This window comes from Endozoicomonas sp. Z74 (genome assembly GCF_057680865.1).
This window is the reverse complement of record NZ_JBLYZI010000053.1, coordinates 1-18,955: the sequence shown is the minus strand read 5'-3', so window position 1 is coordinate 18,955 and position 18,955 is coordinate 1. Positions and strand designations below refer to the sequence as shown.

Here is an 18,955-nt window from a genome sequence, read left to right as displayed (position 1 = left end):
GATCAGCGGGCAGTCGCCCGCTGGCGTCTGTGCTGGTAATATTAGTGGTCAATCACCACCCACGCCCCTGGAAAGCAGACAGCTGTCCAGACAATAAAATCGCCGTAATGGCAGGAGAAATGACGTTGGCTGATCAAGTGACGGAGTACATGCACGGTCTTGGGCAGAGAGCACGCCAGGCAAGCCAGCAGATGGCCAGGGCAGAGACCGGTATCAAGAACAGTGCTTTGCTGGCCATTGCCGACGCTCTTGAAAGTGAGCGCTCACAACTGAAGTTTGTCAACAGCAGGGATCTTGAGGCTGGCCGGGAAAGAGGCCTGGATGCTGCCATGTTGGACCGGCTTGAGCTCACCGATGCCCGCATCGACACCATGATTGAGGGGCTTCGTCAGGTGGCCTCCCTGCCGGATCCGGTAGGCACCATAGATGATATGAAATATGTGCCCAGTGGTATTCAGGTGGGCAGCATGAGGGTGCCTCTCGGGGTCATCGGCATCATTTACGAATCCCGCCCCAATGTGACGGTCGAGGCCGCCAGTCTGTGTCTGAAGTCCGGGAATGCAGTGATCCTCCGGGGAGGCAGCGAGTCGATTCACTCCAACCAGGCCATTGCCCGCTGTATTCAGCAGGGGCTGTCTGAGGTGGATTTACCGGAAGATGCCGTCCAGGTGGTGGAAACCGTTGACCGGGCAGCTGTGGGCGCTCTGATTACCATGCCAGAGTATGTCGATGTCATTGTACCCCGTGGCGGTAAGGGGCTGATTGAACGCATCAGTGCTGAATCCAGGGTTCCGGTGATCAAACACCTGGATGGAGTCTGTCATGTGTATCTGGATTACCGGGCTGACTCTGCCAAGGCCATTCGCATTGCCATGAATGCCAAGACTCACCGCTACGGTGTCTGCAATGCCATGGAAACCCTTCTGGTTCATGAAAGTGTGGCCCAGCCGTTGCTGCGTGAACTGGGTGGTCAGTATGCCCAGAAAAAAGTGGAGCTCAGAGGTTGCCCAGTGACCTGTGAGATTCTTCCGGGGGCGGTGCCTGCCACAGAAGAGGACTGGGAGGCGGAGTATCTTGGTCCGATACTGGCCGTTAAAGTGGTGGCGGATATGGATGAGGCCATTGCCCATATCAACCGCTATGGCTCTCATCACACCGATACGATTGTTACCGAAGACTATACTCGGGGACGCCGTTTTCTGAGGGAGGTGGACTCCAGCTCTGTCATGATCAATGCCTCCACCCGTTTTGCCGATGGGTTTGAGTACGGACTGGGGGCAGAGATTGGTATTTCCACCGACAAAATCCATGCCCGTGGACCGGTTGGCCTGGAAGGGCTGACGTCCCGGAAATATGTGGTTTTTGGCGATGGCCATATTCGCCACTGACGCTGGAGTCGGTGGGCATTGCGGCACTTTCTGACCGGTGTTGGCAATGCCTCCGGTCAGGTAGTGGATTTCCGTTCTGGTGCCGGTGGGGTCGTTGACATCATTATTCAATATTGAGAGTCTGCGCGATTACATCTGGGTAATAGTGATTCTGTATATCGGCAGCATCTGCCCAGTACTGTTTGCCGAGAAACAAGAGGTTAATTTTGCAATCCATGCATTCTGATGAGTTGAAGCAGCTGGTGGTTGAGGCCATTGAGGAACTCAAGGGAAATGATCTGACCTGCCTGAATGTGGCTGGGCAGACCAGTGTCACCGATCATATGATCATTGCCTGCGGTACTTCCAGCCGTCATGTAAAGTCCCTGGCTGACAGTGTTATTGAGCAGTGCAAGAAAAACGGGATTCGCCCGCTGGGTGTGGAAGGGCAGGATAAGTCGGACTGGGTTCTGGTGGATCTGGGGGATGTCGTGGTTCATTTGATGATGCCGGCCACCCGCCAGTTTTATGACCTGGAAAGGCTGTGGGATACTGAAGCCCTTGCCGTGACAGAGCCTTCCGCCGCAGTAGAGCCATCCTGATGCGCATCCGGCTGATTTCTGTCGGTTCAAAAATGCCAGGATGGGTTGAAGAGGGTTACCATGAGTACAGCCGTCGGCTGGGGCATGACCTGAAGCTGGAGCTGGTGGAAGTGCCTTTGGGGCGACGCAGCAAGGGGGCGGATATTAACCGGCTGCAGGAAAAGGAAGCCGGTCAGATGCTGTCGGCCATTGGCCAGGGTGACCGGGTGGTGACGCTGGAAATCAAGGGAAAGCCATGGAGCACTGAGCAGCTGGCAGACACAATGGGCAACTGGCTCCACGGTGGCCAGAACATCAGTCTGCTAGTGGGAGGCCCGGAGGGGTTGCACCCATCCTGCATGGCCAGGGCGGACGTCCGCTGGTCCCTTTCTCCTCTGACCCTTCCTCATCCTCTGGTACGGGTTGTTGTGGCTGAACAGGTTTACCGAGCCTGGAGTATTCTGCACAATCATCCCTATCACAAGTGATTCTCTGGCTGCAAACAAACACCTGAGCCCGGATCGGCGTGTAGGTAGGTGGTTTGTTGATGAAAAGAGCGAAAGAATGCCATCAATGATTGAGACATGATATGCCGCAGGACACCTTAAAGGACCATGGGGCAGATAAACGACTGGTGAATATCCGGGTGTGGATAGCCATTGGTCTGATGACCCTGATGGGGGCAGGCCTGATTTCCCGGCTGTTTTATCTGCAGGTCATCCGTTACAGTGAGCTGTCCACTCAGTCCGATGAGAACCGGGTTCTGCTGCAACCCATCCCGCCTACCCGTGGGCTGATTTATGACGCCAACGGCAAGTTACTGGCGGTGAATCGTCCCAGTCATATTCTGTCCATCGTCCGGGAGCAGACGAAAGACCTGGATGCCCTGCTGAAATCCATTGACGATATTATTCCCCTTAGTGACAGTGAGCTTGAGCGGTTTCTTCAACGAATCAAACGACGAAGGCCTTTTGAAGCGGTCCCCCTCAAATTTGACCTGACGGATGAGGAAATTGCCCGCATTACCGTCAACCAATTCCGGTTGCCTGGAGTGGATATCAATGCCGAGTTGATCCGTTATTATCCCGAAGGGGAGATCTTTGCCCACAGTGTCGGTTATGTGGGGCGGATCAATGACCGGGACCTGCGACGGCTCGACCCCGCTTTGTACTCCGGAACCCACACCACCGGCAAGATTGGCCTTGAGCGATCCTATGAGAGCGTGCTGCTGGGCAAGCCAGGTCGTCAGGAAGTGGAGGCAAACGCCCGTGGACGGGTACTCCGGGTCCTGAAGAAGGTTGATCCTGTTCCTGGAAAGGATCTGAACCTTTACCTGGATACTGAGCTGCAGAAAGTGGCCATTGAGGCCATCAATGGCCGCAGGGGCGCTGTCGTGGCCATGGATCCGAAAACGGGAGGTGTGCTGGCCATGGCTAGTAATCCATCCTTTGACCCCAATCTATTTGTGACGGGCATCGACAGCAAAACGTTCAATGGGTTGAATACCGATATTGAACGCCCCCTTTATAACCGGGCGTCACTGGGTGAGTATCCACCCGCTTCCACCATAAAGCCGGTGATGGCTCTGTCGCTTCTGGCCAATGATGTGGTCAGCCCCGATGACCGGGTGTACGACAAGGGTTGGTTTCAGTTGCCCGGCAGTGAACACCGTTTCCGGAACTGGAAGCGGACCGGGCATGGCTGGGTGGATCTTCAAAAAGCCATTGTGGTCTCCAATGACACCTATTTTTATAACCAGGCGGGTAAGCTGGGCATCGATAATCTGTATGATTTTGCTTCTCAGTTTGGTTTTGGCCACCGTACCGGAATTGATATTCGTGAAGAGCGTCCGGGCCTGTTGCCCTCCAGGGAGTGGAAGCGGGGTGTCTATGGACAACCCTGGTACCCTGGTGAAACGGTGATTGCCATCATTGGCCAGGGGTATATGCTGGCGACGCCACTTCAGCTGGCGGAATCGACCGCCCTGATTGCCAACCGGGGCAAGTACGTTCAGCCCCGGCTGGTGAAAGAAGAGGTTCCCGATGTGCAGGGGGATTTCTGGGGGAAAGACATCAAGCTGGCCAGAACCCCGGAGGCTGATGCCAAAAACTGGGATCTGATCATTGGGGCCATGGAGGATGTGATCAGCTCCCCCAGGGGAACGGCCAACTGGCGTATTGGTCGTGGGCTGAAATATCGGATGGCCGGTAAAACCGGTACGGCTCAGGTGGTGAGTATTGCCCAGGGGGAAGAGTATGATGCCGATAAACTGAAGGAGTTTGAGCGGGATCACAGCCTGTTTGTGGCTTTTGCCCCGGTGGAGAACCCTCAGATTGCCGTGGCGGTGATTCTGGAAAACAGCAAGGGGGCTTCTAATGTGGCGCGTAAGGTCATGGACTTTTATTTGCTGCCTCGCTTGATGCAGGCAAAGGGAGATAAATAGTGGCCAACCGGGATTTCGTCCGCCAGCTGGATACAGAGGCATTCGGGCGTTCACCAGGCCTTGCCATGAAATGGCATGTGGACTTTGTGTTACTGGGCTTTCTGCTACTGCTCAGCTGTGCCGGATTGTTTGTTCTCTACAGTGCCACAGGCCGTGATGCATCAGTGGTGATTCGACAGGCCAGCTATCTCGGGATCAGCTTTGCCGGCATGCTGGCTGTGGCGCAGATACCGCCCAGGGTGTTGATGCAATGGGCTAAATGGTTTTATGCCGCTGGTATTCTGTTATTGCTGGCAGTGTTGTTTATGGGTATTCACTCCAAAGGTGCCCAGCGATGGATCCAGCTGCCCGGATTCCGCTTTCAGCCATCGGAGGTGATCAAGCTGGTGATGCCCATTGTGATGGCGGCCTTCCTTGCCAGGCGGTCACTGCCACCTTCCCTGAAGGATGTAGTGTTATCTCTGATAATTATTGGTGTCCCGGTGGTGCTGATCGCCAAACAGCCTGATCTTGGGACCTCGCTTCTGATCGGGGCGTCAGGCATGTTTGTCCTCCTGCTGGCTGGGCTCAGAAAACGATTGATTTTCTCCGCTTTGTTTCTGGCAATTCCCACAGTCTATGTACTCTGGCAATTTTTCATGTACGACTACCAGAAGCAGAGAGTACTGACCTTCCTGAACCCGGAAAGTGACCCCTGGGGGGCCGGCTGGAACATCATTCAGTCGACGATTGCCATCGGTTCTGGTGGACTTTATGGCAGGGGGTGGCTGCAGGGTACTCAGTCCCATCTGGATTTTCTGCCTGAAAGCCATACGGATTTTATTATTGCGGTTCTGGCCGAAGAGTTTGGCTTGCTGGGGTGTTTGCTGCTGCTGTCGATCTATGCCCTGATTCTGGGGAGAGGGCTTTTTATCACCCTCAATGCCCAGACGCTGTTTGGACGACTGCTGGCAGGCAGTATAACCCTGACGTTTTTCGTCTATATTTTTGTCAATATCGGCATGGTCAGCGGTGTGCTGCCGGTGGTGGGAGTGCCTCTGCCTCTGGTCAGCCGTGGAGGAACTTCCCTGCTGACACTTCTGGCAGGCTTTGGCCTGTTGATGTCGGTACATACTCACCGAACGTTTCTCGGGACTTCCCGGTAACTTGTCCTTTGTTCCTGTTATTCCAACATTGTCGTGACATTTTTCTTCGCTGTGAGCGTTTGAAGAGCTGCAGAAACCCCGGAAATGGTTTTTATGTAAAGCCGTGGAATTCAGTTTCCCTGTCCGGTAGTGTTGTAGATAAGTTCTGCACAAAGTGGACGGAGTCAACGTCTTTTGATGCAGAGCCGGTTGATTTTGAAAATCGGGTTGTATTGGTGGTGGCTGTATTGAAGGGGTACGGATACATGGCGCTTTTTACCTTTAAAATGCGGTCTGTTTTGATTCAGCGAACAGGTTGCGTTGTCCGCTCAAGGTCTGTTTTAAACCAGTGGCTTCGATCGCTAGCCACTCTGCTTTTTGTCGGGACGTTCCTGGTCGCTCCTTCTGTGAGGGCGGCTACTGACTCCTCCGGCTATCTGGGAAGAAAAGATGTCAACGCGTTTATTGATGAGCTGGTGGCTAAGGATAATTTTTCCCGCCAGGAGCTGAAACGCATTCTGGGCAAGGCTCAGAAATCCGAGCGGGCCCTGGAATTGATCAGCCGTCCTGCGGAAGGCACTCTGGAGTGGAAAGATTACCGGAAGATCTTTATTACCCGCGAACGAATTGCCCGGGGCGTGGAGTTCTGGAAGAAAAATGCCGACACGCTTTCCCGGATAGAGAAAGAGCAGGGAGTGCCTGCCCAGGTGATTGTCGCGATCATTGGGGTGGAAACCTACTATGGGCGTCAGACCGGCGGTTTCAAAGTTCTGGATGCGTTGACCACTCTGGGCTTTGATTTTCCACGACGGGGCGAGTTTTTCCGCAAGGAGTTGAAGAACTTCCTGATGCTGGTGCGTGAGCAGAACCTGAATGTGGATGAGCTGACCGGGTCCTACGCCGGTGCCATGGGCATTCCACAGTTTATGCCCTCCAGCTATCGAGCTTATGCGGTGGATTATACCGGCGACAAACAGGCGAATATCTGGCAGAGCGATGAAGATGCCATTGCCAGTGTTGCCAATTATCTTCAACTCCATGGCTGGAAAAAAGACAAGGCGGTGGCGGCCAGGGCCAGGGTCACCGGAAAGCAATTTGACAAGGTCTTATCCTCCGGTCTGAAGCCGGATCAGAAGCTCAGCAGTGTCCAGAAATCAGGCTGGAGCACCTTGAATGTTATTCCCCCTTCTTCAAGGGTGCTGGCGATGAAGCATGAGGGAAGTACCGGGTCTGAATATTGGCTTGGGCTCCATAACTTTTACGTCATCACCCGGTATAACCGGAGCCAGATGTACGCTCTGGCGGTTCACCAGCTGGCAAGAGAAGTGAAATCAGGCTATAAAGATTCGTTGGCGACGCAAAAGAAGGCTGTAAAGTCCAGTAATGGCTAGGGGCTGTTGATGTTTTATCGTGTGCTCAGCCAAAGCCAGCGGTTTCGAGCCAAGGCGCAGTAGCGCAGGAATACCTCCGTCTTTCAAGCTGCTGCAACGATGGCTCGGGAACGCTGGCTTTGGCCCTTCGGGTGGTTCGTAAAGCGGCCTTCCGACTGCGTTGAACTGACTTGGCGTAGAAGAACTACGCACTGCGCCAGTTCGCCTTGCGTTAGACCGCTTTACGAACCACTGAGCTAACGCTAAAACATCAACAGCCCCTAGCAGCCTGGATTTATTTTTATTGACGGATTGAAAGTAGAGAGAGTTCCCCCCTGAAATTTATGGACAATCAACCAGCGACCTGGGTAGCGGATAGGTGTTTCCAACTTCGTTCCAGGACCGGCAGGAAAGCCGTGAAGCTCATAGAAGCCGGATTCAGACGGATTAAACAATCCCTGGTGGTGACCTGTTTACTGGTGCTTGCCGGGTGCGGTGGATCGCCTGTTAAAGACGGTCCGCCCAGTGAGCCGGTGGATATTTCCGGCATTCCCGATGCCGTTCCTTCCCCCATTCAAGTGCCCCTGAAAAACTCCCCTTACGTGCTGGGAGGGGTCACTTATGAGCCCATGAAATCCGCTAATGGGTACGCCGAAAGCGGTGAGGCTTCCTGGTATGGCACCAAGTTTCACGGCAAGCAGACGGCCAATGGCGAAATCTACGATATGTATAAAATGACGGCTGCCCACAAGACCCTGCCTTTGCCGTCTTATGTCAAAGTCACCAATAAAGAGAATGGCAAATCCGTGGTAGTAAGAGTCAACGATCGCGGTCCCTTCCACGGAGACCGGCTGATTGATCTCTCTTATGTAGCGGCCAAAAAACTGGGGTATGCGGACTCTGGGCTGGCCAGTGTCACCATTGAAGGGATTGACCCGGAATCCTTTGTGGGTTCAAAGGCGCACAGAGACGAAGACGATGTGCTTTATCTGCAGTTGGCCGCACTGAAGAATTACCATAATGCCCAGTTAATGCGAAGGGCCGTTTTCCAGAGGGTGGGAGTCAAGGCGAATGTTGTTGTGGGAGACGAGTCTCCCGACCCCCTTTATCGGGTCAGGATAGGACCGGTAGAAAGTCCAGAGCATCTTGAAACGCTGTTGGAAGGCCTGAATGCCGCAGAGTTTGATACGCCCTATCTGGTTTATGAGAAAGATGAACAGAAGCAGGTGGCACAGCAGCCTTGAAGTGCCATACAGTGCTGGCAAGCCTGATTCTGTCAGCACTTTCAATGCATTTTGAAAAATAGCATTTTCTATTCACCCTCTCTTTTTGTATGTGTCTTCTCAACATCGGGCAGCCTTGTTCTGGTTCGGTTCTTAAGGCTTTACCCCGTTTTTACACAGTGCTGCAAAAGCATGCCATACAATGGCTGGGGCATCGTTTATTCCTGCGGATGATCCGGTGCTGGTGAATGGTCCTGCCAGATCGTTACAAGTCGCAGTTAACCTTGTAAGACTTGATCATTATAATGATTGAAATTTGTATACTCAGAGCCTCTATTTGGATGAGAAACCATCGCCCCATGAGCAAAAAAATCGTATCTGCCCGGCGCTGGCTGGGATTTTTAGCCATGGCCTGCCTGGCTGTCGTTGGTCAGGTTCAGGCTGCAGGGCTTATTCCTTCCCCACCCAGCGTTGCACTTGAAAGCTACATCCTGATGGATGTCGACAGTGGTAAGGTGCTGGCATCCCAGAATCCGGATGAAACCATGCACCCGGCCAGTCTGACCAAAATGATGACGGCCTATCTGGTAGAGAAAGAGCTGGCCAGTGGCAATATCAAGCGGGATGACAAGGTTCTGGTCAGTGAAAAAGCCTGGAGCATGGGTGGTTCAACCATGTTCATTGAAGTGGGAGAGCGGGTGTCTGTTCAGGAGCTGCTCAAGGGCATCATCATTGTTTCCGGTAATGATGCCAGTGTTGCCATGGCGGAACACATCGCCGGGAGTGAAGAGGCTTTCGCTCAGATGATGACCAATACGGCCAGGCAGCTGGGAATGAAGCACACCCTGTTTCAAAATGCGGAAGGCTGGCCGGCGGAAAACCACTACTCGACCGCCAGGGATCTGGCCATACTGGGCAAGCATATCGTCCGGGATTATCCAGAGCATTATGACCTGTATTCCGAGAAGTACTTTCAGTACGGCGTTGACAAGAAAAGCGGGAAGCCCTTGCGGCGCCAAGCGAACCGGAATCGTCTGCTGTGGACTAATCCTTATGTGGATGGTCTGAAGACCGGCCATATTGAAGCGACAGGCTATCATCTTGCCGTAACGGCAAAGCGTGACGGACGTCGATTGATGACCATTCTGCTGGGCGCGAAATCGGAAAAACAGCGGGCCGATGATGCCCAGAAGCTGCTGACTTATGGTTTCCGCTTCTTTGAGAATGTTGATGTCAAGCGTGCGGGTGAGCCCCTGCAAACCGTTAAGGTGTGGAAAGGTCAGGTCAGTGAGGTCACGGCGGGTATTACCGAAGATCTGGTGGTCACGGTACCCAGGGGAACCGGCAAGAAACTCAAAGCCTCTATTGTGATTGATCCAAAACTGGTTGCTCCGGTTGCCCTTGGGCAGCAGCTGGGTACCGTCAAAGTCATGCTGGATGACAAGGTCGTCCGTGAAGTGCCCCTGGTGGCGCAGCAGGCGGTTGAGCCCGGCGGTTTCTTTAAACGACTCTGGGATAGTGTTGTACTGTTTTTTAAAGGCCTGTTTTCCTGATGTCTGAAAGCAGTAAGTAATGGGTGAAGGCGATGAAAGAACAGAACTCAACCGAGCAGGAAGCCCCGAAAATCGAGTTTCCCTGCGACTACCCGATTCGGATCGTTGGCAATGCAGCCCCGGACTTCAAGGACTTTGTGGTCCGGGTGGCGACCCATCATGCTCCGGACTTTGACGGTACGGCCAGTGTCAAGGCCAGTCGTACCGGCAAGTACCTGTCGGTGACCGTCACCATCAGAGCTACGGGAGAACCTCAGCTGAAGGCGCTGTTTGAAGAGCTGAAAGCCAGTGGCCGGGTTCAGATGGTGCTTTGATGGTGAAAGTGGAGCCAGAGCAGGTCAACCCGGTAGAAAGTCATGGTGTGCTTGTCGTCCGGGATTTGGGGCGGCAGGAGTACGAGCCTGTCTGGCAGGCCATGAAAGCGTTCACAGCGAGCAGGGATGAGCAGACCGGCGATGAGATCTGGGTGGTGGAGCATGACCCGGTGTTCACCCAGGGGCAGGCCGGCAAAGCAGAGCATGTGTTGCAGCCGGGGGATATTCCTGTGGTTCAGGTGGACCGGGGTGGACAGGTGACCTATCACGGTCCCGGTCAGCTGGTGGTGTATCTGATGCTGGATGTCCGGCGCCTGGGAATGGGGCCCAGAGCGGTGGTGTCGGCCCTGGAAGATGCCGTTATAGCTCTGTTGTCAGACTATGGTATTGACGCCTGTAACAAGCCGGATGCACCGGGGGTTTATGTGGATGGCGCCAAAATTGCCTCGCTGGGCCTGAGGTTTCGCAAGATGCGTTCCTACCATGGGCTCAGCCTGAATGTGGATATGGACCTGGAACCCTTCAGCCGTATCAATCCCTGTGGTTATCCCGGGTTGGGCGTCACGGATATGGCGCGCCTTCTGGGCGGAGTGGATCGGCAGGATGTGAATCGCAGGCTGGTTCAGCATTTAAAGGAAAAGCTTGGTTATAATAGCGCCAGAACAATCAAAGGTTGAGTGAACGATTGGTTGGGCTATTGATTGAAAAGCATCAGTTAAGAGCGTGGTGAATGTCTAGTAACCCTGATACAAAAAACGATCCAGCAGGCAGTGCACAGCCTGCCGCTGTGGATCAGATTATTCCCACTGTCCAGGTGGAAAGCGGAACCAAGTTCGTCAATGACAAGGGCATCACTGCGATCAAGAATGGCATCAAGGCCAGCTCGCGGGATGATCATGCGCCCATCCAGCGGAAACCTTCCTGGTTGCGAATCAAGGCCCAGAACGGCACAAAATACAAAGAGGTCAAAAGCACCGTTCACCAGCACAAGCTCAGCACAGTCTGTGAAGAGGCCATGTGTCCGAACATCAATGAATGCTGGAGCTCGGGTACTGCCACCATTATGCTGATGGGCGATACCTGTACCCGCGCGTGCCGGTTCTGTGCGGTGAACACTGGCAACCCCAAAGGCTGGCTGGACAAGGATGAACCAGAACATACCGCCAACTCCGTTCAGCTCATGAACCTGAAATACCTGGTGCTTACTTCTGTTAACCGGGACGATCTTGATGACGGTGGGGCCGGTCATTATGCGGCCGTAGTGAAGCGGGTCAAGGAACTCAATCCCGGAACCGATGTGGAAGCGCTTACCCCGGATTTCATGGGCGTGCTCAGTGATGTGGAAACGGTAGTGGACAGTGGTATCTCAGTATTTGCCCAGAATGTTGAGACTGTACGACGGCTGACGCATCCTGTCCGTGACCCCAGGGCCAGTTATGAGCAGACTCTGGCGGTGCTGGAGCATTCGAAGAAATACCGTCCGGATGTACTCACTAAAACCAGCTTGATGCTGGGCCTGGGGGAGACCGACGAAGAAATCCTGGAGGCGATGGATGACCTGCGGGCAGTGAATGTGGATATCATCACCTTCGGTCAGTATCTTCAGCCCACGGTGAACCACTTGCCCATTGAACGGTATGTCACTCCGGAAGAGTTTGAGAAGTACCGTCAGTGGGGGCTGGAAAAAGGCTTCCTGGAAGTGGTTTCCGGTGCGTTGGTTCGTTCCAGTTATCGTGCTGAGCAGGTGCTTCAGAAAAACAACGTAGGTCTATAAACCACACTTTATTTTTGGGCAGACACAACAGTATCTGTCCTTTTCTCTGTTCTTTCATTGGTGTTCTTTCCTGACCGCCTCACGTAGCGTTTTTATATCCTTATGGGAAACCACTGGTTTTGCCGCGTTCAGCAGGTAATTGATAGCAGACTGTGTTTTAAGGCGGGTTGTGACACGGCTGGGGATCAGGTCAGCTATGGGCTTTCCCCGGTGGGTGATGGCGAATGATTCACCAGCCTCTACCCGGCGAAGGATTTCAGGTAGTTTCGTTTTCGCGTCGTGAGAGTCAATTTCTTTCAGCATTACCACTCCTTCCAGGTATTTATAGACCAGAACACTGGTCTAAATTGAAGTGCGCAAGAAAACAGAGAGTAAAATGAACCTCTGTGACCCGGAAACACAGGGCAGGCAAGGCTGCCTGCCCAGACCGTTTTACCCCTCCCATATCCGTCAGTAAACAAAAAACTACGATTTCCTGGTAGGTATGCGCTCACAAGCTACCTTATGATATCTAGGCAGCCTGTCTGGCTTACGGCAATTTCGGCCTAAAATCCAGGAAGAACGGCCAAATCTTTCGATGAATTCGATTAAATAGACGGGCTATTCGCACGAATCCATCGAAACATTTGGCTCGTTCTACTGAATTTTATGCACGAAAGCGTAAGCCAGACAGGCTGCTAGCTTTAAGTTGACCTTTCCATGATTGCGGCAGGAACTCCGCTGTTACAGATTATGTTTATTGACCAATATTGCACACCTCTTGCAGACAATCGCTTCGCTTTCACCCGCCAGCAGGCCAGTGACTTTGCCAAGCGGGTCGCCAATGATTTCAACCCTCTCCATGATGTGGATAACACCCGCTTCTGCGTTCCTGGGGACCTGCTGTTTGCCAAGATACTGCTCTCTGAGGGGCTGTTCAAAGAGATGCGGGTCATGTTCAATGGCATGGTGACCGATGGGGTAGAGCTGGAAATCCGCTCTAATGAAGAGGGGCATCGCAGTATTTACGACCTGTCCGGAAAAATGTACCTGGATATTGAAAGCCATGGGGAGCGCAGCCGTGATCTGCCCATGATTGAGCAGCTGGTGCGCAGTTATGTAGCCTTTTCCGGTGAGAACTTCCCTAATGTCTTTGTGCCCCTGATGAAAGAGCATGGGGTGATGATCAATACCATCAAGCCCCTGGTGATTTATGACAGCATGACGCTCAAGCTGGATCGGGTGGATCTGGTTGAACCCACTCTGGAAGCGGCAGGGGCCTTGCTGGAAGTGAACGGGAAACGGGGGAAGGTGACCCTGAAGTTCATCTATCGGGAAAAGGGCATCGTGGTCGGCACTGGAGAAAAAACCATGGTGCTTTCCGGGTTGCGTCCTTATGACCAGGAGGCCATTGATGTCATGATTGACAAACATCATGCCCGAAAGCGTCATTTTATGGGTTGAACCGCTTATGAGTTGAGGGCTCTCCTGCCCTTTAGAGAAAAAGTGGGCTTTTCGCTTTGCTCAGACAGGCAGCTCTGTTTCTGATATGCTTCAGGGTTGCCAGTGGATGGCTAAGCGATTAATGACCAACTCATCAACAGGCATGGAGCGCCTGAAGCCCATGGTGGACTGTTTTTTACAGTGAACCGGGGCCCAATGCTTAAAGCCAGTAGAGGGACAGTTTTCATGCCAGCTTACCGCTCCAGAACCTCCACCCATGGCCGCAATATGGCCGGAGCCCGTGCACTCTGGCGGGCGACAGGAATGAACGATGGAGACTTCAACAAGCCGATCATTGCGGTAGCCAACTCCTTCACCCAGTTTGTGCCGGGCCATGTTCACCTGAAAGACCTGGGGCAGCTGGTATGCCGTGAGATTGAAAAGCACGGTGGTGTCGCCAAGGAGTTCAACACCATTGCCGTTGATGATGGTATCGCCATGGGGCATGACGGTATGCTGTACTCCCTGCCCAGCCGGGACATCATTGCCGATTCCGTCGAGTATATGGTCAATGCCCACACTGCCGATGCCCTGGTCTGTATTTCCAATTGCGACAAAATCACTCCGGGAATGCTGATGGCCGCCATGCGTCTGAACATTCCGGTGATTTTTGTGTCCGGTGGTCCCATGGAAGCGGGCAAGACAAAGCTGGCCAGTCATGGGCTGGATCTGGTGGATGCCATGGTCATTGCCGCTTCGGATGCGGATGATGAAACTGTGGCTGAATATGAGCGCTCTGCCTGTCCTACCTGCGGTTCCTGCTCCGGCATGTTCACCGCTAACTCTATGAACTGTCTGACCGAGGCGCTTGGCCTGTCCCTGCCCGGCAATGGTTCCATGCTGGCCACCCATGCTGACCGTAAACAGCTGTTTCTGGAAGCGGGTCGGCGTATTGTTGAAATCACCCGGCGCTATTACGAACAGGATGACGAGACGGTTCTGCCCCGCTCCATTGCCAGCTTCAAGGCGTTTGAGAACGCCATGAGCCTTGATATTGTCATGGGTGGCTCCACCAATACCATTCTCCACCTGCTGGCCACTGCCCAGGAGGGAGGGATTCCCTTTGATATGAAGAATATCGATGAACTCTCCCGGCGCATTCCCCAGCTGTGCAAGGTGGCACCCAATACCCAGAAATACCATATGGAAGATGTGCACCGTGCCGGTGGCATCATGGGAATTCTGGGGGAACTCGACCGGGCAGGGCTGCTGCACAATGAGATTCCCATGGTGCACAGTGACACGGTCAAAGAGGCCCTGGCTAAATGGGATATCATGCAGACCCGGGATGAATCGGTAAAAACCTTCTACAAAGCAGGTCCGGCCGGTATTCGCACTACGGAAGCGTTCAGCCAGGAAACCCGATGGGACTCCCTGGATGATGACCGTGCCAAGGGGTGTATCCGCGCCATCGACCATGCCTACAGTCTTGAAGGCGGCCTGGCGGTGCTGTATGGCAACATCGCTGAAGACGGCTGTGTGGTGAAAACGTCCGGAGTGGACGACGATAATCTGGTGTTTGAAGGTCCGGCCCATGTGTGTGAAAGCCAGGAAGATGCGGTCAGTGATATCCTGGAAGACCGGGTCAAGGCCGGTGATGTGGTCATTGTCCGCTATGAAGGTCCCCGGGGTGGCCCGGGTATGCAGGAAATGCTTTATCCCACCAGCTATCTGAAGTCGAAGGGACTGGGTAAAGCCTGTGCCCTGCTGACCGATGGGCGTTTTTCCGGCGGTACCTCTGGTTTGTCCATTGGTCATGCATCACCGGAAGCGGCAGCGGGTGGTGCCATTGGGCTGGTGGAAAAAGGCGACATCATTCGTATTGATATCCCTAATCGGACCATTGATGTCCGGTTATCGGATGAAGAGCTGGAACAGCGGCGCAATCTCATGAACGCCAAAGGTAAGGATGGCTGGAAACCGCTGAAAGAGCGGCCCAGAAAAGTCTCTACTGCGCTCAAAGCCTACGCCAAAATGGCCACCAGTGCGGACAAGGGTGCGGTCAGGGACCTGAGCCTGTTTGACTAGTTCAGGTCGGCGCTGATTCAGTTGCGCTTCACTCTGTGAAGCGCAACTGAGAAGCTGTTTTCTTTTTCTATGGGCATTGCTTCACAGTGCCAGAATTCTCAAAGCCACCAGGATCAAAAGTATCCCGCACAGACGGCTGATCAATACAGCCCGCTTTCTGAGTGCCGGGAGCACACGACCATTGCCGGCAATTGAGGCAATGATGCAATACCAGGCACCATCACAGAGAGTGGCCAGTAAAGCCATCATTAACTGGGTGACCCGAGTGGATTCCGGGGTAACAAACTGGCTGAACAGCGCTAGAAAAAAAACCGCAATTTTGGGGTTAAGGAAAGCGATCAGAAAGCCGTCCATCGCCGCCTGTTTTAAGGAAAGGGTATTAACCTGAAGGCCGCCTGCACCCATCCATGAAGACGACGAAGTGATGGCGTGAAAGCCCAGCCAGGCCAGATAGGCGGCACCGGCATAGGTGATGAAGTGGTATAGCCAAGGGGTTTCAGTGATCACCACGCCGATGCCGGCTGCCACCAGAAAGGCATAGAGACCGATGCCCAGAGCGTGAGCCAGGGCTGTGACCAGGCCGTGAAAGCGCGATCCCTGTACCGTACTTTTCATAACGGCAGCCAGGCTTGGGCCAGGGGATATGGCGCCCAGCATACAGATCGCCAGTAAGGATAACCATGAAGATGCGGTCATTGGTATTTTTCTAGGTAAAAAAGGAGTCAGTATATACCCGTCGCCTTTCAAGCTGCTACTTTGTTGGCTGCAATCACTCACCTCAGTCACTTAGTTAATCTAAGCTCCTGAGGCCTCGCTCTTTTGCCGCCGCGTAGCAACTTGAAATCCCTTGGGTATAACGGCAAGCGGCAGGCAAGTCAGGTGACAACATCTGGCACACAGCTCTGGTGCGCGGGCTTATTTTACCGGTCGAATAAACAGCAGGGGTTTGCCTTTCTCAAGCAAATACGGATAAGCCACCGTCCGGTTGTTTTCCCCGGTTCCCACTTCATTGGGGGCCATATAAAAATAGAGCCAGCCGGGCAGGCGGGCGCTGAGTTTCTGATAGAAAACACTTTCATTGATGCTTTTCATCCCGTCCCCCTGGGCGAGAATCAACCGGGGGTAGGTGGCTTCATTGCCAGCATCGAAAAACCAGGAGTCCACTCCGGCGATACTGTGATAGGTGTAATTGGGCGCTTCGTAGGGGCCAATGGGGTCGGGCACATAAAGGCTGAGCACACAGTTCATGGCATCCAGTGAGCAGCTTCCGGTGTCTTTGCCCAGATACCATTGCTTAAAAGTGCGCCCTTCGTGTTCGAAGGGCATGTTGATGGGCTGGTAGTCATAATCCATCTCACTGAGAATCGCCAGGGAGGAGCGGATCAGCAGGGTTTCCAGCATCACTCTGGCGGCATGGGTATCCTTTGCCATCTGGAAGGGCATCCAGGCGAACAGGCGGTGTTCACTGTGGTGGCTGGCTCCCGGTATCGTCCAGCCCCAGTAAAAATGTTCGAAGGGTCCGTAGGGGTTGATGTTGACGCCGGCAACACCGCTGCCACTGCCGTAGGCAGGGTGGGAAATATTGTTCAGCTTGTGCTCCCTGAGTTTTCCCTGCTGGTTGTAGGCGCTGGAGGGCAGTTGCTGGTCATGGATTCTGGTGGTCATCCCGGCAGCATTGGCCAGGTTTTTGGCTTTGGACCATTGCTCCTGATAGGGCTGTGGGTGCTGACTGCAGCCGGTCAGGATGATCGCTGAAACAAGAACTGAAACGGCTTTAAGTGCTCGAAAGTCCATGGATGGTTCTCCGCCAACTCCGGGGGATTCAGGGGCTCTGTTGCTCCAGATATCGGCGGTGAGAGTGAACTCTTTATCATTCAGGGGGCGGATGAGCCGCCGGAAAGAGTACTGGCAGTCTCTACTACTTTTTCCAGCTCATCTCTGGCGACTTTGCTGGAGACTGGGGAAGGGCGCCGGGTTACTTGAAGCTGGCCAAACAGGGTTGTATTACTCTCTTTATCCTGGATTCCTGTTGCTGTCAGCACCAGCTGGGGAAACAGAGTCTCCAGAATTGCAGGGCCGATCACGCCGGTATGATCCGGGTGCAGTCCACTGGCAAGCTTTCTTGCCGCTTCAGAGGTTCCGTCCGCGTCTTCCAGTTCATTAAGGTCCTGTCCGGTTTTCCAGCGGGTGATCTGGGCCAGCGCTGCCGGGTGGGAAGCGATGGCTTTGAGAGGCGTCTGGTTCATGACGGCTTCTCTGGTTCTCAGCAGGCACATCTGGATCGAGAGTGTGATTGCAGCAGTGACTTTCAGCACCTCATAACTCTCCATGGCCCTGGCGGTCGCTTCAATCAGGTGGCCGGGTACCAGATCATTACGAAGGGCGACAAAGGCTTCGGCATCGTTTTTCCAGGCCTGTTCCAGGGTGTTCAGGGGAGTGCCGCAGAACTGAAGGTGAATGTCGTTATGCTCTTGATGCGGATACAACTTATTTACCGCCAGGTGGTTGAAACTGCCTCTGGCGGTTTGTACATAGAGCGTTTTTTCCCGGGTTGTTGATCGTTTTTTTTCCGTCATCGGGCATTAGCGTTTTTTTATTGGTGGGGGGGCCGTTGGGAGGGAATGCCGGGTTCCGTTACTTTTTTTACCAACTCATTTATCAAAGTAATATCATCTACGCCCATAAATAGTTGGTCGCCTGAAAGTGTAGGCAGGGACGGGATTTCTAGCTGTTTTAAGCAAGGCTGATTTCCAGAATTTATCGATTTTTTGATTGATTTTTTCATCGATCAGTTCAGCTACATGCCTGTCACGGTGTAATTGAACTGTGTTCATTCCGTCAATATAGTCCTGCTCGTTCAGTTCGCTGCAGACATCGTCCAAAGCCTCAGTTAAACTGTACGCTTCTTCTTCAATTTGCCCTTTTCTTTCCTCAAGAGATGGATCGCGTGATAATAGCAGCTCTTGCATTTTTTCGTCATGTTTGACCATGTTTTTGACATAAGCAACAAATGCTTGTTTGCTTTTTCTTTCAGCGGTGAATTTCTCTTTAAAGTCTTTCAGTACATCAAGATCTCTATGAATTAGGCCCAGGCCCGCATATTTTTGTGGCGGCATTTTTGAGGCAAAATCGACTTCTTTTTCAAGTATGTGTTTGTAACGACCTCTTATCTCAGTAGATTCACCATTGTTTACCAGCTTTTTGAGGTGTGTTTCTGACTCATCTAGATTGCCTGATTCCTCCAGCTCAATATAACTATATGTATTGAATAGATGGTCGAAGATGTCTTCGTGATGCAGTTGTTTGAGTTTTGGTATCAGGGAGGACCAAAGTTCGTCACCTCTGAGATCAAGCGAGTAGAGTGAGTTTAAGAAAGTCCTTGCTTGTATTCGGCTGATAACCTCAGCCTTATTATCAATGCAGTGGGACTGGGAATCTTTAATGATAGTGCAAATGGATTTTGTTAGTGAGGTATCAGATTTCATCAACTTGAAGGCATCCAGCATAACAGCTTTCGATCCAGGAAGAGAGCTTATGTTGGAAAGAAAGTGAGATAAGGCTATATAATCTGTAGTAGTTCAGACCTGATCTGACAGTCACCGATTTTTCAGAGGGTGTCTGTCAGGTCAAATTCAGGCTACAAATTTTTCCTTCCAGATCTCTTTGCCATCTATCAGAGTTTCCATTGGCGTTCTT

At 52.9% G+C, this 18,955-nt stretch carries 18 protein-coding genes; 13 read left to right on the top strand and 5 right to left on the bottom strand.

Annotation, left to right across the window (positions count from 1 at the left end; genetic code table 11):
* Positions 1–149 precede the first annotated feature (149 nt).
* The 11 genes from ACNRUY_RS15470 (at position 150) to lipA (ending at position 11,749) form a co-directional block, all read left to right on the top strand.
* On the top strand, positions 150–1,388 hold the full coding sequence (locus ACNRUY_RS15470; RefSeq protein ID WP_488112562.1) for a glutamate-5-semialdehyde dehydrogenase: 1,239 nt from the start codon (positions 150–152) through the stop codon (positions 1,386–1,388).
* 215 nt (positions 1,389–1,603) lie between these two features.
* Positions 1,604–1,969 carry a ribosome silencing factor gene (gene rsfS, locus ACNRUY_RS15465; RefSeq protein ID WP_488112561.1) on the top strand — a complete coding sequence of 122 codons (366 nt, stop codon included), beginning with the start codon at positions 1,604–1,606 and terminating at the stop codon, positions 1,967–1,969.
* Entirely contained in the window at positions 1,969–2,436 is a 468-nt protein-coding gene (rlmH, locus tag ACNRUY_RS15460) for a 23S rRNA (pseudouridine(1915)-N(3))-methyltransferase RlmH (protein WP_488112545.1), read from the top strand. Before rsfS ends, rlmH begins: the two co-directional genes overlap by 1 nt.
* 101 nt (positions 2,437–2,537) lie before the next feature.
* Positions 2,538–4,391 carry a penicillin-binding protein 2 gene (gene mrdA / locus ACNRUY_RS15455; protein ID WP_488112544.1) on the top strand — a complete coding sequence of 618 codons (1,854 nt, stop codon included), beginning with the start codon at positions 2,538–2,540 and terminating at the stop codon, positions 4,389–4,391.
* Positions 4,391–5,536, top strand: a complete 1,146-nt coding sequence (gene rodA, locus ACNRUY_RS15450; protein WP_488112543.1) for a rod shape-determining protein RodA — start codon at positions 4,391–4,393, stop codon at positions 5,534–5,536. The genes mrdA and rodA overlap by 1 nt, the downstream gene beginning before the upstream one ends.
* A gap of 245 nt (positions 5,537–5,781) precedes the next feature.
* Entirely contained in the window at positions 5,782–6,906 is a 1,125-nt protein-coding gene (gene mltB / locus ACNRUY_RS15445) for a lytic murein transglycosylase B (protein ID WP_488112542.1), read from the top strand.
* A gap of 395 nt (positions 6,907–7,301) precedes the next feature.
* Entirely contained in the window at positions 7,302–8,129 is an 828-nt protein-coding gene (locus tag ACNRUY_RS15440; protein ID WP_488112541.1) for a septal ring lytic transglycosylase RlpA family protein, read from the top strand.
* Positions 8,130–8,467: 338 nt separating this feature from the next.
* Entirely contained in the window at positions 8,468–9,661 is a 1,194-nt protein-coding gene (locus tag ACNRUY_RS15435) for a D-alanyl-D-alanine carboxypeptidase family protein (RefSeq protein WP_488112540.1), read from the top strand.
* Positions 9,662–9,693: 32 nt separating this feature from the next.
* Entirely contained in the window at positions 9,694–9,975 is a 282-nt protein-coding gene (locus ACNRUY_RS15430) for an HP0495 family protein (protein WP_488112539.1), read from the top strand.
* On the top strand, positions 9,975–10,652 hold the full coding sequence (gene lipB, locus ACNRUY_RS15425) for a lipoyl(octanoyl) transferase LipB (protein WP_488112538.1): 678 nt from the start codon (positions 9,975–9,977) through the stop codon (positions 10,650–10,652). Before ACNRUY_RS15430 ends, lipB begins: the two co-directional genes overlap by 1 nt.
* A gap of 53 nt (positions 10,653–10,705) precedes the next feature.
* On the top strand, positions 10,706–11,749 hold the full coding sequence (lipA, locus tag ACNRUY_RS15420) for a lipoyl synthase (protein ID WP_488112537.1): 1,044 nt from the start codon (positions 10,706–10,708) through the stop codon (positions 11,747–11,749).
* Positions 11,750–11,803: 54 nt separating this feature from the next.
* Here lipA and ACNRUY_RS15415 read toward each other — a convergent pair whose 3' ends face one another.
* Positions 11,804–12,052 carry a type II toxin-antitoxin system Phd/YefM family antitoxin gene (locus ACNRUY_RS15415; protein ID WP_488112536.1) on the bottom strand — a complete coding sequence of 83 codons (249 nt, stop codon included), beginning with the start codon at positions 12,050–12,052 and terminating at the stop codon, positions 11,804–11,806.
* A gap of 396 nt (positions 12,053–12,448) precedes the next feature.
* Between ACNRUY_RS15415 and ACNRUY_RS15410 the strand changes: the two genes are divergently transcribed.
* Both ACNRUY_RS15410 and ilvD read left to right on the top strand, forming a co-directional pair.
* A complete protein-coding gene (locus ACNRUY_RS15410; protein WP_488112535.1) occupies positions 12,449–13,192 on the top strand; it encodes a DUF3581 family protein in 744 nt (247 codons plus the stop codon).
* A gap of 225 nt (positions 13,193–13,417) precedes the next feature.
* Positions 13,418–15,259 (top strand): dihydroxy-acid dehydratase, encoded by a 1,842-nt coding sequence (gene ilvD, locus ACNRUY_RS15405; RefSeq protein WP_488112534.1) that lies wholly within the window; start codon positions 13,418–13,420, stop codon positions 15,257–15,259.
* 81 nt (positions 15,260–15,340) lie between these two features.
* Here ilvD and ACNRUY_RS15400 read toward each other — a convergent pair whose 3' ends face one another.
* From ACNRUY_RS15400 to ACNRUY_RS15385, 4 genes are all read right to left on the bottom strand, one after another.
* Positions 15,341–15,955, bottom strand: a complete 615-nt coding sequence (locus ACNRUY_RS15400; RefSeq protein ID WP_488112533.1) for a LysE family translocator — start codon at positions 15,953–15,955, stop codon at positions 15,341–15,343.
* Positions 15,956–16,174: 219 nt separating this feature from the next.
* The gene (locus ACNRUY_RS15395) at positions 16,175–17,053 is read right to left on the bottom strand and encodes a hypothetical protein (RefSeq protein WP_488112532.1); all 879 of its coding nucleotides are present in this window, start codon (positions 17,051–17,053) and stop codon (positions 16,175–16,177) included.
* Between the two features lie 80 nt (positions 17,054–17,133).
* Positions 17,134–17,835 (bottom strand): prephenate dehydratase domain-containing protein, encoded by a 702-nt coding sequence (locus tag ACNRUY_RS15390; protein ID WP_488112531.1) that lies wholly within the window; start codon positions 17,833–17,835, stop codon positions 17,134–17,136.
* 93 nt (positions 17,836–17,928) lie between these two features.
* On the bottom strand, positions 17,929–18,765 hold the full coding sequence (locus ACNRUY_RS15385) for a hypothetical protein (protein ID WP_488112530.1): 837 nt from the start codon (positions 18,763–18,765) through the stop codon (positions 17,929–17,931).
* Positions 18,766–18,955 lie beyond the last annotated feature (190 nt).

Bases quoted from the DNA above. Each gene is read 5' to 3' on its own strand.
- ACNRUY_RS15470 (WP_488112562.1), top strand. From the start codon at position 150: ATGCACGGTCTTGGGCAGAGAGCACGCCAGGCAAGCCAGCAGATGGCC.
- rsfS (WP_488112561.1), top strand. From the start codon at position 1,604: ATGCATTCTGATGAGTTGAAGCAGCTGGTGGTTGAGGCCATTGAGGAA.
- rlmH (WP_488112545.1), top strand. From the start codon at position 1,969: ATGCGCATCCGGCTGATTTCTGTCGGTTCAAAAATGCCAGGATGGGTT.
- mrdA (WP_488112544.1), top strand. From the start codon at position 2,538: ATGCCGCAGGACACCTTAAAGGACCATGGGGCAGATAAACGACTGGTG.
- mltB (WP_488112542.1), top strand. From the start codon at position 5,782: ATGGCGCTTTTTACCTTTAAAATGCGGTCTGTTTTGATTCAGCGAACA.
- ACNRUY_RS15435 (WP_488112540.1), top strand. From the start codon at position 8,468: ATGAGCAAAAAAATCGTATCTGCCCGGCGCTGGCTGGGATTTTTAGCC.
- ACNRUY_RS15430 (WP_488112539.1), top strand. From the start codon at position 9,694: ATGAAAGAACAGAACTCAACCGAGCAGGAAGCCCCGAAAATCGAGTTT.
- lipB (WP_488112538.1), top strand. From the start codon at position 9,975: ATGGTGAAAGTGGAGCCAGAGCAGGTCAACCCGGTAGAAAGTCATGGT.
- lipA (WP_488112537.1), top strand. From the start codon at position 10,706: ATGTCTAGTAACCCTGATACAAAAAACGATCCAGCAGGCAGTGCACAG.
- ACNRUY_RS15415 (WP_488112536.1), bottom strand. From the start codon at position 12,052: ATGCTGAAAGAAATTGACTCTCACGACGCGAAAACGAAACTACCTGAA.
- ACNRUY_RS15410 (WP_488112535.1), top strand. From the start codon at position 12,449: ATGATTGCGGCAGGAACTCCGCTGTTACAGATTATGTTTATTGACCAA.
- ilvD (WP_488112534.1), top strand. From the start codon at position 13,418: ATGCCAGCTTACCGCTCCAGAACCTCCACCCATGGCCGCAATATGGCC.
- ACNRUY_RS15400 (WP_488112533.1), bottom strand. From the start codon at position 15,955: ATGACCGCATCTTCATGGTTATCCTTACTGGCGATCTGTATGCTGGGC.
- ACNRUY_RS15395 (WP_488112532.1), bottom strand. From the start codon at position 17,053: ATGGACTTTCGAGCACTTAAAGCCGTTTCAGTTCTTGTTTCAGCGATC.
- ACNRUY_RS15390 (WP_488112531.1), bottom strand. From the start codon at position 17,835: ATGACGGAAAAAAAACGATCAACAACCCGGGAAAAAACGCTCTATGTA.
- ACNRUY_RS15385 (WP_488112530.1), bottom strand. From the start codon at position 18,765: ATGCTGGATGCCTTCAAGTTGATGAAATCTGATACCTCACTAACAAAA.